12 protein-coding genes are annotated in these 14,959 nt (G+C 65.5%); 6 read left to right on the top strand and 6 right to left on the bottom strand.

Features of this window, described 5'->3' with window-relative positions; genetic code table 11:
* Position 1: 1 nt before the first annotated feature.
* From DESPIGER_RS07135 to DESPIGER_RS07110, 6 genes are all read right to left on the bottom strand, one after another.
* Entirely contained in the window at positions 2-457 is a 456-nt protein-coding gene (locus DESPIGER_RS07135) for an ExbD/TolR family protein (protein WP_072334911.1), read from the bottom strand.
* Between the two features lies 1 nt (position 458).
* On the bottom strand, positions 459-1,154 hold the full coding sequence (locus DESPIGER_RS07130; RefSeq protein ID WP_072334908.1) for a MotA/TolQ/ExbB proton channel family protein: 696 nt from the start codon (positions 1,152-1,154) through the stop codon (positions 459-461).
* A gap of 238 nt (positions 1,155-1,392) precedes the next feature.
* Entirely contained in the window at positions 1,393-3,306 is a 1,914-nt protein-coding gene (locus DESPIGER_RS07125) for a sigma 54-interacting transcriptional regulator (RefSeq protein WP_072334905.1), read from the bottom strand.
* Positions 3,307-3,665: 359 nt separating this feature from the next.
* Positions 3,666-5,144: an SLC13 family permease gene (locus DESPIGER_RS07120; protein ID WP_072334902.1), complete on the bottom strand. Its 1,479-nt coding sequence runs from the start codon at positions 5,142-5,144 to the stop codon at positions 3,666-3,668.
* A 96-nt stretch (positions 5,145-5,240) separates the two neighbouring features.
* Complete coding sequence (locus DESPIGER_RS07115) at positions 5,241-6,395, bottom strand: sulfotransferase family protein (protein WP_072334899.1); 1,155 nt, start codon at positions 6,393-6,395, stop codon at positions 5,241-5,243.
* Between the two features lie 28 nt (positions 6,396-6,423).
* On the bottom strand, positions 6,424-7,173 hold the full coding sequence (locus DESPIGER_RS07110) for a sulfite exporter TauE/SafE family protein (protein ID WP_072334896.1): 750 nt from the start codon (positions 7,171-7,173) through the stop codon (positions 6,424-6,426).
* 257 nt (positions 7,174-7,430) lie between these two features.
* Here DESPIGER_RS07110 and DESPIGER_RS07105 point away from each other — a divergent pair, with 257 nt between their 5' ends.
* From DESPIGER_RS07105 to DESPIGER_RS07080, 6 genes are all read left to right on the top strand, one after another.
* Entirely contained in the window at positions 7,431-8,900 is a 1,470-nt protein-coding gene (locus DESPIGER_RS07105) for a TolC family protein (protein WP_072337617.1), read from the top strand.
* Positions 8,901-8,910: 10 nt separating this feature from the next.
* Complete coding sequence (locus DESPIGER_RS07100; protein WP_072334894.1) at positions 8,911-10,575, top strand: ribonuclease J; 1,665 nt, start codon at positions 8,911-8,913, stop codon at positions 10,573-10,575.
* 355 nt (positions 10,576-10,930) lie between these two features.
* Entirely contained in the window at positions 10,931-12,091 is a 1,161-nt protein-coding gene (hflK, locus tag DESPIGER_RS07095) for an FtsH protease activity modulator HflK (RefSeq protein WP_072334891.1), read from the top strand.
* A complete protein-coding gene (hflC, locus tag DESPIGER_RS07090) occupies positions 12,091-12,939 on the top strand; it encodes a protease modulator HflC (protein ID WP_072334888.1) in 849 nt (282 codons plus the stop codon). Before hflK ends, hflC begins: the two co-directional genes overlap by 1 nt.
* Before the next feature lie 7 nt (positions 12,940-12,946).
* Complete coding sequence (locus DESPIGER_RS07085) at positions 12,947-13,636, top strand: LexA family transcriptional regulator (RefSeq protein WP_072334886.1); 690 nt, start codon at positions 12,947-12,949, stop codon at positions 13,634-13,636.
* 1 nt (position 13,637) lies between these two features.
* Positions 13,638-14,738 carry a lytic murein transglycosylase gene (locus tag DESPIGER_RS07080; protein ID WP_072334883.1) on the top strand — a complete coding sequence of 367 codons (1,101 nt, stop codon included), beginning with the start codon at positions 13,638-13,640 and terminating at the stop codon, positions 14,736-14,738.
* The last annotated feature ends 221 nt before the right edge of the window (positions 14,739-14,959 follow it).

The raw sequence follows: 14,959 nt of genomic DNA, 5'->3' as shown, positions 1-14,959 counted from the left end.
ACTACTTCCCGCCCTTGGCGGCTGCCGCGGCGGCAGCGGGCGACAGGCTCTCGGAGGAATCGGCCACCACGCCGAGCTTTTCGATGCCCACGGCCTTGATGCGGCCCATGACATCCACCACCACGCCGTAGGGGACTTCCTTGTCGGCACGCAGGAAAAGGGTCTTGTTCTTTTCCTTGACCAGGGTCTGGAGGTAGCCTTCCAGGTCGTCCAGGGTCTGGACCTCGTATTCGTCCAGGAAGATCTTGCCGTCGTGGCGGACGGTCAGCATCATGTTGTCGTTTTCGGTCGGCAGCACTTCCACCTGTTTGGTCTGGGGCAGGTCCACTTCCAGCCCCTGGCTCATCATGGGAGTGGCCACCATGAAGATGATCAGCAGCACCAGCATGACGTCCACGAAGGGCGTCACGTTGATCTCGGAGACAAAGCGGTTGTTGCCGCCCACGCTGGCGCCCATCTTACATCTCCGTGGCGCCCGTGCGCTGCACGGGGCGGTGGGCATTGAGTTCGCGCTGCACGCGGTTGAGGAACACGCCGGCAAAGTTCACCAGCAGGGTGTCCACCTGCGAGAGCTTGCCCATGAAGATGTTGAACCCGATGGTGGCGGGCACGGCCACGCCCAGGCCGATGGCCGTGGCCACCAGGGCTTCGGAGATGCCGGGGGCCACCGTGGCCAGGGAGGCGGACTTGAGCAGGCCGATGGAGTGGAAGGAGTGCATGATGCCCCACACCGTGCCGAACAGGCCGATGAAGGGGGCCGTGTTGGCGGTGGTGGCCAGCAGGGAAAGGGAGCGCTCCAGGCGGGCCATCTCGCTGGCCACGCCCTGGCGCAGGGAGCGGCGCACGTTGTCCACCACGATCTCGCTGCTGTTGCCGGCCTCCTTGGAGCGGTTGAACTCCATCACGCCCTGATGGGCCACGAAATAGAGCGGGGAGGCGCGGTCGGAGCCCAGGGAGAGCACGGCCTCGCGCAGGCTGGGGGCCTTCTCGAACAGGTCGGTGCCCTGCAGGGCCTTGCGGTAGGCGGCGTTGAGGGCCAGGGTTTTCTGGATCATCATGCCCCAGCTGCCCACGGACATGAGCACCAGGATGCACAGCACGATCTTGGCCACGAGACTGGCCTGGCTGATCATCGAAAAGAAACTGAACTCCATGTATCACTCCTGGAGATGGAAAAGGGTGTGCCTTGGGAGGGAGCCTGTGCCCTGCCGGGACACGGCACGGTGTGCACCGGAAAAAGGAAAACGCCAAAGAGCCCCTGCCGTCCGGGCGGACCCGGAAGACAACGGCTGTGCGCGGCGTTGGAACGCCCGGAGAATGCAACGTTCGGCGTCTTTTTTCAAGCGTTTTTTCTGTGCCGGGGCCGGATGGCGGCGCCCCGTGCCTCCCGCCCTAGTCGGCATCGCACATCTTGCGCCAGAGGGTATTGAGGCTGATGCCCAGGGAACGGGCGGTGCTTTTTTTGCTGTACTGCTGGCGGGCCAGTTCCTGCCGGATGATCTTTTTTTCCATGAGGCGCAGGCGCTGGCGCAGGCTGCCGTTTGCGGGCAGGTCCTGTTCCTCCCGTTTTTCGGATGCCCTGCCGGGCGAGGCCAGGATGCCCTGCGTCTGGCGCATGTCCAGCAGCAGTTCCCGCAGCAGGGGCATCTGGCAGGTATCGCTGGTGGACATCAGGCAGTAGCGGCGCAGCAGCGCGTCCAGCTCGCGCACGTTGCCGGGCCAGGGATAGCTGCACAGGAGCTCGATGGCCTCGGGGGTCATCTTTTTGTGGATCATCCCCATGCGGCGCATGATGTGCCGGACCAGCAGGGTCATGTCCTGGAGGCGTTCGCGCAGGGGGGGCATCTCCAGGCGCAGCAGCGTCAGGCGGTAATAGAGGTCGGCCCGGAAGCGCCCTTCCCTGACCTCCTGCACAAGGTCTTTCCAGGAGGAGCAGACCACACGGGCATTGACGGTCACGGGCCTGTCGCCGCCAAGGCGGAAGATCTCGCCGCTTTCCAGGACACGCAGGAGCCTGACCTGTACGGCGGCGCTGATGTCCGCTATCTCGTCCAGGAAGATGGTGCCGTCCTGGGCCAGTTCGAACAGGCCCTGCTTGCCGCCGCGGCGGGCACCGGTGAACGCCCCCTCGGCATAGCCGAACAGTTCGCTCTCCAGCAGGCTTTCCGGCAGGGCGCCGCAGTTGACGGCCACGAAGGCCGCGTGGCGCCGGGGGCTGGCGTTATGGATGGCATGTGCCAGCAGTTCCTTGCCCGTCCCGCTTTCCCCGTGGATGTAGACCACCGCGTCGGATTCGGCGAAACGCTGGGCGTGGACCCGCAGGGTCTGCATGGAGGGGCTTTCGCCCAGCAGGTCGTTCAGCGTGAACCTGGCCCGCAGGCCCGCCTGGCGGGAATGCTTGAGCCGCCGCTGCAGGTCCGTCAGGACCACGTCGGGCGTCAGGACGCTCAGGGCCCCTTTCTGGATGCCGTCGACCACCACGGCGCTGCTGGTGAAAACGAGATCCTGGCCGTTCTCCCCTTTCAGGGTGCCTTCCGTGGGCCGCCCCGTCTCCAGGCTCTGGGCAAGGCCGAGGTGCTGCAGCGCCCAGCCGTCCCGGAGGCGCTCCCGCCCCAGGGCCTGCCTGGCCACGGGGTTGCTGATGGCCAGCTTGCCCGCGGGATCGACACCGATGACCCCTTCATGCAGGGCATCGACCACGTCCTGGAGCCAGGCCGCGTGCTCGCGGTCACGGCGGCGGGCCTGGGCGATGTTGGACGCTTCCTCGAAGGCCCGCTCCAGGGCCTCGTTGCCCGGGCAGACCACGATGCCCGGGCAGTGGTGGGCCTGGGCGATGGAGACGCAGACGCCGCCCCCCACGACGCAGCCGGCGCCCTGGGCGATGGCCTGGGTGATGCCCAGGGTCAGTTCGCGGGAATTGGTGAAGCGGATGGGCTGCAGGCGGATGTGCAGCAGGCGGGAGAACAGTTCCGTCCAGGGGGGGATGGCGTCATAGCAGGTCACGGCCACATTGTCCGTGTATTCGCGGGCTTCCATCAGGGCCTGCAGGATGGACATGTGGCTGCGGGAGATGGTGACGACGGGTTCGTTGAGGTGACGGCGCAGGAGCTTGCCGGTCCCGCCGCCGCCCAGGATCACGTCCACGCCCTGGGCGAACAGGCGTCTGGCCACGGGCAGGGCCTCCTCCATGGTGGCCAGGCGGACTTCTTCCAGCGGCCAGCCGTGTTCCTGGGCATAGGCCTGGACTTTTTCTGCCACCACAGCGGAGTTGGAAACGAAGGCGAAGGAAAAGGGGGTGGACGGCATATGCTCTCCTGCTCCGGTGGGATGGGATGCGGGCCGCCGGGGGTACCGGTCATGCAGGTGCAGGGGGCGGGGGCCCGCAGGGGCGGGCGACAGACGGCATGTTTCAGCGGCTATCCGTTATCCGTATTTTCATCTGTTATCTGTATTTTTTCATTTTTATCCATAGGTTGCCTTGCTACGCCGCGTCTGTCAATGCAGGTCCGGGACCGCCGATCGCTGCGACGGTCCCGGAGTGGCAGGGGAGGTGTGGTGTGCCCCGCCGCGGGACCGGGAGGACGGAACGGCCGTCTTCCCGGTTTTTGCCGCCATGCCGGGCCCGGAAGCGGAGGAACAGGCCGGCATGGCGGTAAAACAGGCTGCTACACCGGCGGCATGATGTAGAAGTCCAGGCCGAGGACCACGATGGTGAACCAGAAGTAGAGGATCGTCAGCAGGACGGAGATGAGCGCCGCGATCATGCCCCAGACGAACATGGTGCGCAGGTTGGCGCCGTAACCGGCCACGATGCCCTGGGCACCGGTGGCGGAGGCCACCGCGTACGACCAGCTGATGGCGGACCCCGTCACCCAGACCCAGGGCACGGCCCCGAAGGCCAGCCCGCGCCAGTTGGCCATGGATTCGATGGCCAGGGGCACCATGACACCGGCGGCCGCGGTATCGCTGGTCACCTGGGACAGGGCGTTGGACGCCACGGTCCAGGCCACGATGGACAGGGTATCGTCGATGCCGACGAGGGGCGTGATCCAGCTCCCGAACACGGCGCCGGCCCCTGTCGTGGAGAGGATCTTGCTCAGCGCCACGGAGGCGGGCCACATGAAGAGGATGGTGATGGGGAAGTGGTCACGCAGGGCCTTGACGGACAGGATGCTCTCGCCCTTGACGCTGCGGGAGGGCCAGAACAGCATGATCAGCGGGATGATGCAGAACAGCTGGGTGGGGTTGAGCCAGGCCCACTGGGGCCCCTTGGTGTAGGGCGCGTACAGGGGCTGGATGATGGCCAGGATGATGGCCAGCGCGAAGCCGTAGAGGGAGATCTTTTCCTCATAGGTCATGGGACCGAGCTTTTCCAGCTCCTGCCGGTAGAATTCCCTGCTGCCGCTGAAGCGCTCCATGTCCGTGCGCATGAAGTACATCATGGCGCCGACACCGGCGATGATGAGCAGGGAGATGGGCACCATGCGCAGGGTCCAGTCGATGAAATAGATATTCTGGCCAAGATACTTGTTGAGCAGCCCGTAGGTCACCACGGACTGGCCGCCGCCCAGGGGGGTGGCCATGCCGCCCACACTGGCGCCCCAGGCCACGGCGATGAGGATGTTGGACGCCGCCTTGGACTGCCAGCGCTGTTCGTTGGTGTTGAAGCCGGCGTACATCAGCGATGCCACGGCCACAGGGGCGAACATGGCCGCCACGGTGGTGTTGCCCACCACGAAGGAGGTGATCCCGCAGAGGATGAACCAGCCTGCGGTCTGGGCGCGCACGCTGCCGTTGACGCGCATGAGGAAATTCAGGGCCAGGCGGCGGGCAAAGCCCCAGCGCACCCAGGCGCAGGTGATGGCCGTGGCGCCGAAGATGAGGACGGCCTCGCGGTGCACATAGGCCTGCAGCACCTGGCCCAGCGGCATGTAACTGTAGATGCAGGCCACGAAGATGGGCACCAGGCAGGTCAGTTTGATGTCCACCACGCAGGTGATCCACCACCAGACCATCCAGAACAGGATGCCGAAACCGAAACGGGACTCGATGGGGCCGAAAATGGGCAGGGCCAGGGCAAGCAGCAGCAGCGCGGGCCCTCCCAGAAGATACAGCAGACGGGAAGAAGACGACGATTCAGACATGAGGGGCTCCAGTCCTTTTCCGGGCGGGCCTTGCGGCCCGCCCCTCGATATCATGCCGCCCGCAGGATCCGGGCAGACTACAGGTGGCCGGACGTATTAAAGGACGACATCACCGACATAGCGGCGCTTGATGGAGAAATGCTTCTTCCACTTGGCGGACGCGCGCAGGCCGATGATGTATTCTTCGTCGGGGTCGCCGGCGGGGAAGACCTTGGGCGCCGTGGCGGGATCCCACAGGCCCTTCTTGCGGCGTTCCTCGCGCTGGTCCACCAGCCAGTCGTTGTAGCTTTCGAAGACGATGTGGCCTTCAAAGCCGTCCAGGGTGGCGGCCCGGATGCGGCCGTCGAATTCCAGGTATTTTTCGATCATGCGCTGGCTGGGCATCTCGGGCTCCACCGTATTGGTGTAGCCGGCCTCTTCCAGCTCCTTGCCGGCCACGGCCGCAAAGATGCGCTGGTCGCGCAGGGACAGCAGATCCTTGTGGATACCGATATACTTGTCGCTGATGGGCTTGCCCAGAGGGGCATGGTCGCGGGAAGCGCCGCGGGCCTTGCACAGGTCCGTCTTGTAGAAGTCGAACATGCCTTCTTCAAAGTCCTCGCCCAGGAACTCGCAGACGCCGCGCATGACTTTTTCCGGCTCGCGCACCAGTTCTTCGTAGCGCACATCCAGCCACAGGCCTTTTTCGCGCAGGGGCTCGCGCCATTCCTTGACGGCGTTCCAGCAGCGCTTCCAGGACTGGGCGGCGCAATAGATGTTGGTGGGACCAAAGGAGGATTCCATGTAGTCCACGCTGGCATCACGGCCGTCCCGGGTGATGTAGATGAACTGGGCATTGGGGAAGTCGTGGTGCATGGGCCCCACGAAGTAGAGGTTGTGCGGCGTCTTTTCGCCCCAGCGGGGCTTGTTCACATACTGGGCAAAGCGCAGGTGCATGCCCGCGTACAGGCCGGCGAAGCTGCGCTCGGGGGCCAGCTCGATGACTTCGTCGACGATGGTGCGGGGGTTGACCTTCATCCCCCAGAAAGGCGTCTTGAGGCCAAAGACCATCTCCTGGGCCAGGGTGCGGAAGTTGGCTTCGACGGACAGGTCGCCGTAGGTGTGCAGGTAGGGATAGAAGCGGGGGTAGTACCACACCACTTCCGGGACGGCGATGCGGGAGTGGCAGCCCAGCAGGGCCATGACCAGGGTCGTGCCGGAACGTTCGGCACCGATCATGAAAATGGGACGTTCTTGAAGGTTGAGAGGCATGGGTGTCTCCTTGTTGGGATTTGTGCGATCAGGCCTGCAAAAGCGCACGGACGAAGATGAACGCGCCCACGATGATGCAGACGACAGAAACCATTTTTTTCAGGACGCCGGACGAGACGCTGTGGGCCAGCCTGGCGCCGGCCACGACACCGACGAGCTCGGCCGCCGTGACCAGGAAGGCCATGTGCAGGTCGACGAAGCCGTTGGCGAAGTTGCTGATGGAGCCGGAAGTGGCAGCCGTGATCTGGATGACCTGGCTGGTGGCGATGGAGGTAAGGGGCGTGAAGCCCAGGATGACCATGAGGGGCACCGACAGCACGGGGCCGCCCACACCGGTCAGGCCCGAGCCGAAGCCCACGGTGGCGCCGATGAGCAGCAGCTGCAGGCGCTGCCGGCCGTCACCGGGGCGGTAGGTGATGGTGCCGCCTTTGGCCGGGAACAGGGCATAGATGCCCGCGAAGATGATGATGCACCCCAGGATGAGGTTGAGGATCCAGGCCGGCGCGATGGCGTTGGCCAGGGCCCCGGGGTAGCCGCCCACAAGGCCGCCGATGCAGACGGGGATGGTGATGCCCCAGTGGATGCTGCCGTGCTTGCAGTACAGCCAGGTCCCCAGGAGCCCGGTAAAGATGAAACTGAACAAGGACGTGGCCATGGCCGCATGGGTGGTCAGGCCGCCAAGGCCGCTCAGGGCGGGGATCAGCAGGATGCCGCCCACGCCGACAGTGCCGATGAGGCCGCCGACGAGCAGGGCGACAGCCAGAAGGATGATGATCATGACGTGCTCCGATGTGACGTTGTTCACAAGCAGAGCAAGCAGTGTGCCACGAAAGAAAATTTCTTTTAATATATTGTTTTTGTTTATTTTTAATGAAATTTGCCCTGAATGCGCCACAATGCGTTTTTTGCAAAAACGAGGTGAAACAGTCGAACTGTGGAGTGCCGCGCACAGGGGCCTGAGGTCCCGCCCCGGCTCTTGTGCACGCACGGAGAAAGCGCATTGCAAGGCCGCCGGTGAGGGTGTATGCTGCGGCCATGTTGACGAAAAGCTTTGCTTCCTTCCGGGGGCGCGGTGTCCGGCATCTGGGCGCGGCGGTCTTGTGCGTGGTCTTGCTGGGATCCCCCCAGGCTGGTTTCGCTGCGTCTGCCGGCCGGCAGGATGCCGTTGCCCGGCAGCCCGTCTATACCGGCCAGCGCTCCGCGGAGACGGCGGACAGGCCCGTGGCGGGCCGGAGCATCGGCATGTCCGAGGCCGTGGAGCACGCCCTGCGCTTCAACCCCGGGCTGGGGGCGCAGGAAGCCGAGAGCCGTTCCTCCGAAGAGGGACGGAAATCCGCGCGCGGCGCCTTCGGGCCGCGCCTGGGGCTGACCTATTCCGCCACCAAGACCGAGAGCAAGCGCGATCCTTCCGCCACCATGGGCACCAGGAATCCCAAGATGGGCGTCTACAGCTGGGGGGTGGAAGTGACCCAGCCCATCTTCCAGGGCTTCCGCCTGCTCTCCACCTATCAGAAGGCCGCCCTGCAGGCCGACAGCGACAAGGCCTCGCTGCGCAAGGCCGAGCTGGACATGACCGAGCAGGTGCAGACGGCGTTCCTGGAATACCTGAAAGCCGGCGAGAACACCCGCAGCATGCGCGACAGCCTGACCCGCCTGCGCGAACAGCTGCGCATCGCCCAGGCCTATTTCGAGGTGGGCCTGAGCCCCCGCCTGGACGTGCTCCAGGCCGAGGTGGACGTGAGCGAGGCCGAGCGCCTGCTCATCGAGGCCGAGAACACCCAGGCCACCACCCTGGCCAGGCTCAACACCCTGCTGGGCTTCGATGCCACGGCCGTCAACACCTACACCGGCACGCTCAGGGAAGTGGCCTTCCGCTATACGCTGGAGCAGTGTCTTGAGCTGGCCTACCGCCAGCGCCCCGACCTGTATGTGGCCCAGAAGGCCGTGGAGATAGCCCGCAAGAGCCAGAAGGAAGTGCAGAGCGACTACTATCCCCAGATCGAGGGCTATTACAGCATGACCCAGAGCGGCAACACGCCCGGCATGCAGCGTTCCGGCGAGAACGGCTCGCACGTCACCAACTGGGAAGTGGGGGCGCAGGCCACCTGGAACGTGTTCGAATGGGGCACCACCTACTACGCCGACAAGCAGGCCGGCTGGCAGGTGACCAAGATGCGTTACGAACAGGAGAACCTCAAGCTGGAAGTGGGCTACGACATCAAGTCCAAGTATCTGGCCGTGCAGGAGGCCCGCAAACGCATCGCCGTGGCCCTGAACAGCGTGGCCCAGGCCACGGAGGCCTATAACGTGGCCCTGGCCCGGTACCACGAGCATGTGGGCACCAACTTCGACGTGCTGGATGCCTCGGCCAACCTCACCTCGGCCCAGTCCTCGCTGACCGGCGCCAAGGCCGACTACCTGACGGCCCTTTCCCAGATCTATGTAGCCATGGGCGAATATCATCCCGACCTGCTCCGGGAAGGTGGCGCCGCCAGAAGAAAATAAACGGTCCCGTATGAGTGATTCTGAACGATTTTTGACAGTGACCCCCCTGGGCGGCCTGGGGGAGATCGGTCTCAACTGCCAGCTGTGGGAGACAGCCGCGGGCGTGGTCATGGTGGACTGCGGCCTGATGTTCCCGGATGATTTCCATCTGGGGGTGGATGTGGTCATCCCGCATTTCGGTGCGGTGAGCGGCGTGCGTGACAAATTGCTGGGCATCGTCCTGACCCACGGCCACGAGGACCACATCGGGGCCCTGCCGTGGCTGGTGCCCCAGCTGCGCGGCACGCGCATCTACGGCTCCTATTTCACCCTGGCCCTGGTGGAGCACAAGCTCAGGGAGCACGAGCTGCTGGACTGGGTGGAGCTGTGCCCGGTGGAGCCCGGCGACAAGGTGGTCCTGGGCGACATGACCTTCCATTTCTTCCCCGTATGCCATTCCATCCCCGAAGGTTTCGGCCTGGGCGTGGAAACGCCCGTGGGCCGCGTCGTCCACAGCGGGGACTTCAAGATCGACCCCCAGCCCCTGGCCGGCAGCGGCACGGACCTGGCGACCTTCCGCGACTTCGCCGGACCGCAGGGCGCGCGCCTGCTGTTCTCCGATTCCACCAATGTGGAGCGCGACGGCCGCTCCCTCACCGAACGGGCCGTCATGGAATCTTTGGGCAAGGTCTTCGACGAGGCCCCGGGCCGCATCGTGGTGACGCTGTTCTCCAGCCACATCCAGCGCATCCAGGAGGTCTTCGACCTGGCGCGCGAGCGCGGGCGCACCGTGGTCATCAGCGGCAAGTCCCTGGCCAACAACATCGAGATGGCCCGTGACCTGGGCATCGCCAAACTGCCGCCCAGCTTTTTCAATGCCCATAACGGCGTGCCCGACCTGCCTGACGAACAGCTGGTGCTGGTGGTGACCGGCGCCCAGGGCGAACCTTTGTCCGCGCTTTCGCGCATGGTGCTGGGCGGCCACCGGCAGCTCAGCATCCGCAAGGGCGACACCGTGGTCATGAGCTCGCGCATGATCCCCGGCAACGTCAAGGCCGTGTCGCGCCTCATCAACGAGATGTACCGCCTGGGCGCCACGGTCCTTTACGAGAGCGTGCGGGCCATCCATGCCTCGGGCCATGCCCACCGCGACGAGCTGCGCGAGCTGCTGGGCGCCGTGCGGCCGGAATATTTCGTGCCCGTGCACGGGGAATACCGCCATCTGTTCAAGCACGGCCAGCTGGCGCGCGAATGCGGCGTCAGGCCCGACAACGTGGTCCTGCTGGAGGACGGCTGCCCCCTGACCCTGCTGCCGGACGGCATCCGCCTGGAGCCGCCCGTGCCCGTGGAATGCACCCTGGTGGACGGCAAGGGCGTGGGCGACGTGGGCTCGGCCGTGCTGCGCGAGCGCCGCATCCTCGGCGACGAGGGCATGGTCATCGTGGTGCTGGTGCTGGATGCCGAGACGGGCAGCGTCCTGCACGGGCCGGAGATGTTCTCCAAGGGCTTCGTGTTCGAGCAGCATTACAGCCATGTGCTGGAGGATGCCAAATGTCTGGTGCTGGACGAGATCGAGTCCGTCCGCCCCGGCCAGCTGACCCGTCTGCAGGAAGGCATCCGGGCCTCGCTGCGACGTTTTTTCCGCCGGGTCCTGGAACGGGACCCGGTGGTGGTGCCCATCGTCAGCGAGGTGTAACACTTTTGTATCGTTACAGGAATGGACAGGGTCGTGGTGCTGCCGCGGCCCTGTTTCGCTTTTTTTATCCGGGGAGCGATGCACCGGGCGCATTGACAGTGCTCATGTATTTCTTACTATTGTGCTATCATTATGCCCGTCCGTCAGGAAAGGCCGTCCGCCTTGACCACGGGGGCATATCCTCATACTATTTGAAATCCTTTCATATTGCCCGGCGCATGTCCCGCCGCAAAGACGGGTTTCTGGCAGGATGGTACCTGCCGCGGGCAAAGGCGGTACCGGCCGTCCCCCGGTGACGGTGCTGCCGTTCCCACAGCTTTCTTTAACCCCATTCAGCAAAAGGGATGTCCTCCACATGACTTGGGATTGGGATAAATTGCAGGAAAAACGGCAACGGCAACAGGGGCAGCGCCCCTCCCGTCCGCTCTTTGGTGATACCGATGACAGCGACACGCAGGACGAGCCCCGGCGCGCCCGGCGCTCGCCCTTTGGTGACGGCGGCAACGGCAACGGCTTTGACGGCAAAAATGTCCTCAAGAAGCTCTCCGGCATGAAGATGCCGGGCGGCATGGTGGTCTGGCTGGTGCTGGGCCTGGTGGGCCTGTGGCTTTTGTCCGGCATCTATATCGTCAACCCGGACGAGGAGGGCGTGGTGCTGCGCTTCGGCAAGTATGAACGCACCGAAGGCCCCGGCCCCCATTACGCGCTGCCCGCCCCCATCGAGAGCGTCTACAAGCCGCAGGTGACCCAGGTGCTGCGCTGCGAGGTGGGCTTCCGCTCTACGGGGCAGGCCACCACCTTCCGCCAGGGCGAGCTGCGCAGCGTGCCCAAGGAAGCCTCCATGCTCACCGGTGACGAGAACATCGTCAACGTCCAGTTCAGCGTGCAGTACAAGATCAGCGACGCGGTCAAGTACCTGTTCAACATCAGCGACCCCACCAACCTGGTGCGCAACGCCGCCGAGGCCGCCATGCGCGAGGTCATCGGCAACAGCCTCATCGACTCGGCCATCACCGACGGCAAGCTGAAGATCCAGAGCGACGCCACCGTGCTGCTCCAGCAGGTCCTGGACCGCTACGAGGCCGGCATCCAGGTGCTGGCCGTGCAGATGCAGGACGTGCATCCGCCGCAGGAAGTGAGCGACGCCTTCAAGGACGTGGCCAGTGCCCGCGAGGACAAGAGCCGCATCATCAACGAGGCCGAAGCCTACCGCAACGCCCTGTTGCCGCAGGCCCGCGGCGAGGCCGCGGCCACCCTCAACCGGGCCGAGGCCTACCGGGTGGCGCGCCTGCAGCAGGCCGAAGGCGAGTCCCGCCGCTTCGACGCCCTGCGGCAGGAATACGAAAAGGCTCCCGACGTGACCCGCCAGCGCCTGTATTACGAAACCATGGAAGAGATCCTGGCCGCCTCCAAGGACAAGACCCTGCTGGACAGCGGTGTCTCCGGCAAGGTGCTGCCGCATATGCCTCTTCCGGGTACGCCCGCCCCCGGCGTCCTGCCCTCGGAGAAGAAATAATGACCAAAAATCCCCTTTTTTATGGTGTCCTGCTGCTGGTGCTGGCCGTTTTCGTGACCCAGTGCTGCTTCACCGTGCACCAGACCCAGCAGGCCCTGGTGCTCCAGCTGGGCGATCCCCTGCCCGAGATCTACCGGCCCGGCCTGCACTTCAAGCTGCCCTTCATCCAGAAGGTGGTCTATTTCGACGCCCGCGTGCTCGACTATGCCGCCAGCTCGCGCGAGGCCTTCACCGTGGACAAGAAGACCATCGTGCTGGACAACTACGCCCGCTGGCGCATCAGCGATCCCCTGCAGTTCTACCGCACCATGCGCACCATCCCCGGCGCGCAGGCCCGTCTGGACGACGTGGTCTATTCGCAGCTGCGGGCCCTGGTGGGCGCCTATACCCTGACCGAGGTGGTCTCCAAGGAGCGCGCCACCATCATGGCCCGGGTGACGGAAAAGGTCTCCGACCTCATGAAGCCCTACGGGGTGGAGGTACTGGACGTGCGCATCAAGCGCACCGACCTGCCCACGGAGAACCAGCGCTCCATCTTCGACCGCATGCGGGCCGAGCGTGAACGCCAGGCCAAGCAGTACCGTTCCGAAGGTCAGGAACAGGCCACGCGCATCCGTTCCGATGCCGACCGCCAGAAGGCCCTCATCCTTGCCGAGGCCAACCGCGAGGCCCAGGTGCTCTACGGCCAGGGCGATGCCCAGGCGGCCGCCGTCTATGCCGCGGCCTACAGCAAGGCGCCGGAGTTCTATTCCTATCAGCGCTGGCTCGAGGCCCTGCGCAAGTCCTTCAAGGAGAACAGCAAACTGGTGCTGGACAGCCAGAGGCCGTTGCTGGATCTGCAGAAGTAGGTGGATCATGGGCTTTACGGAAATCTATGAACGCATCAAGCTGGCCGCCAACTGCCGCACCCAGGTGGAACTGGCGGAGCTGCTCAACATACGCCAGTCCAGCATCTCGGACGCCAAGCGCCGCGATTCTGTACCGGGCGACTGGTACATGAAGCTCTTCGAGCGTTTCGGCCTCAACCCCGACTGGCTCAAATACGGGGTGGGGCCCCTCTATCTGCGTACGGAAAAAGGCTATTGCCCGCAGGAGGCCCCCCAGGCCCTGGCCGAGACCGTGGCCTGCTACGGGGGCGACTTCACCCGGTCCACGGTGGTGGACGTCTACGACATGGCCTGTGCCTATACGGACGAGGCCCCCAGGCCCGCCCTTTCCGTGGCCGGCAGGGTCCCCCTGCCCCAGGCCTTTCTGCGGCCCTCGCTGCAGGTGCTGCGTCTGCGCGGGCGGGCCATGGAGCCCCTGCTGCGCGAGGGCGCCTATATCGGGGTGGACATGGAGGACCCGGCGCCTGTCTCCGGCAGGACCTATGCCCTGTTCGCCCCGCTGGAAGGCGTGGTGGTCCGCCAGGTGTTCCTGGACGGCCCGCAGCAGGGCTATGTCCTGCGGGCCCAGTCCCCGGACTATCCCGAAACGTCCCTGGACGCCGCCCTGTTGCAGCGCCGCATGCTGGGGCGTGTGGTCTGGACTTTCCAGGAGGTATGACATGAGCATCTCCCGCAGGCACGGACGCGTCGCCCTGTGCGGTGTCCTGTGTGCGCTGTGCTGCCTGCTGCTGGCCGCCTGCGGCGGCAGGGAGCCCGCGGATGACGTGGTGCCCGGCGGCACCGTGATCCTGGAGCCGCCGTCCGCAAACGGTGACGGCGATGCCGGACTGAAAGAACGTTCCCTCGGGCCTTCCCCCGCTGCTCCGGCGACGGTGGTGACGCCCGCAGCGGCCCCCGCTCCCGGGGCCGTCCGCCCGTCCGCCCCGGCCGTGGCCCCTGCCTGGCAGGAGCTTTCGCGCCGCCTGGCTGCCGACGGCATCTCCGGGCCGCAGGTGGACGCCCTGCTGGCGGGCCTGCCGGCCACGCCCACCCAGTCGCCCATGGGCCGCAAGATCAAGGCCCTGTACAATCGCAAATTCTTCCCCGCGCCGCCGTCGGACAAGCCCCTGGCCCAGTATTACAAGGGCGTGGTCACGGATGCCAACGCGCGTCTGTGCCGCCGGTTCATCACGGCCAACAGCACAGCCTTCCGGCAGGCGGAGCAGCGCTACGGCGTGCCTTCGTCCATCGCGGCGGCCCTGCTGTTCGTGGAGACCCGCCTCGGCAAGGTGCTGGGCGATACCTCGGAGAACGCCTTCTACACCCTGGCCAGCATGGCCGTGAGCCGGACGCCGGAAAGCATCAGCGACTGGCTGCCGCAGCTGCGCGACCATGCGCAGCACATGGACTGGATCGCCGAGACCATGCCCAAACGCGCGGACTGGGCCTACAAGGAAACCAGGGCCCTGGTGGAACACATGCTGCGCGACCGGGTGCCGCCGGAGCATCTGCCCGGTTCCATCTACGGCGCCGTGGGCCTGTGCCAGTTCATGCCGTCCAATATCGCCACCTACGGCGCGGACGGTGACGGCGACGGCCGTGTGGACCTGTTCACCGTGCCCGATGCCGTGGCCAGCCTTTCCCACTATCTTGCCCGGCACGGCTGGAAGGCCGGCCTCTCCCGCGAGCGCCAGCACGCCCTGCTGATGCGCTACAACCACTCCACGGTCTATGCCAACACCATCCTGGCCCTGGCGGACCGTGTCGCCGCTCTGAAGTAATCCGGGGGACGGCAGGTTCGCCTGCCGTCCTGCCCGCGCGGGGCCGTGCCCCCGGCCCGGACCGCCCCGGCGCTCTGGGGCGGGCACGTTTCCCCCCCTTTCCCGGGGCCTTCCGTCGCTCCGCCGATCCTTTCCGCCGTTCCTGACATCCCGCTGACGCGCCCTGTGGTGTGCTCTGACCGGCTCCACCGTACGGGCCGGAGCCGCCCGGCCTGCGGGCA

This window comes from Desulfovibrio piger, from assembly GCF_900116045.1.
GTDB lineage: Bacteria > Desulfobacterota > Desulfovibrionia > Desulfovibrionales > Desulfovibrionaceae > Desulfovibrio > Desulfovibrio piger_A.
The sequence above is the reverse complement of the archived record's forward strand: the minus strand, read 5'-3'. Positions and strand labels throughout refer to the sequence as shown.

Coding starts and splice junctions, on each gene's coding strand:
- DESPIGER_RS07135 (WP_072334911.1), bottom strand. CDS start 457: ATGGGCGCCAGCGTGGGCGGCAACAACCGCTTTGTCTCCGAGATCAAC.
- DESPIGER_RS07130 (WP_072334908.1), bottom strand. CDS start 1,154: ATGGAGTTCAGTTTCTTTTCGATGATCAGCCAGGCCAGTCTCGTGGCC.
- DESPIGER_RS07125 (WP_072334905.1), bottom strand. CDS start 3,306: ATGCCGTCCACCCCCTTTTCCTTCGCCTTCGTTTCCAACTCCGCTGTG.
- DESPIGER_RS07120 (WP_072334902.1), bottom strand. CDS start 5,144: ATGTCTGAATCGTCGTCTTCTTCCCGTCTGCTGTATCTTCTGGGAGGG.
- DESPIGER_RS07115 (WP_072334899.1), bottom strand. CDS start 6,395: ATGCCTCTCAACCTTCAAGAACGTCCCATTTTCATGATCGGTGCCGAA.
- DESPIGER_RS07110 (WP_072334896.1), bottom strand. CDS start 7,173: ATGATCATCATCCTTCTGGCTGTCGCCCTGCTCGTCGGCGGCCTCATC.
- DESPIGER_RS07105 (WP_072337617.1), top strand. CDS start 7,431: ATGTTGACGAAAAGCTTTGCTTCCTTCCGGGGGCGCGGTGTCCGGCAT.
- DESPIGER_RS07100 (WP_072334894.1), top strand. CDS start 8,911: ATGAGTGATTCTGAACGATTTTTGACAGTGACCCCCCTGGGCGGCCTG.
- hflK (WP_072334891.1), top strand. CDS start 10,931: ATGACTTGGGATTGGGATAAATTGCAGGAAAAACGGCAACGGCAACAG.
- hflC (WP_072334888.1), top strand. CDS start 12,091: ATGACCAAAAATCCCCTTTTTTATGGTGTCCTGCTGCTGGTGCTGGCC.
- DESPIGER_RS07085 (WP_072334886.1), top strand. CDS start 12,947: ATGGGCTTTACGGAAATCTATGAACGCATCAAGCTGGCCGCCAACTGC.
- DESPIGER_RS07080 (WP_072334883.1), top strand. CDS start 13,638: ATGAGCATCTCCCGCAGGCACGGACGCGTCGCCCTGTGCGGTGTCCTG.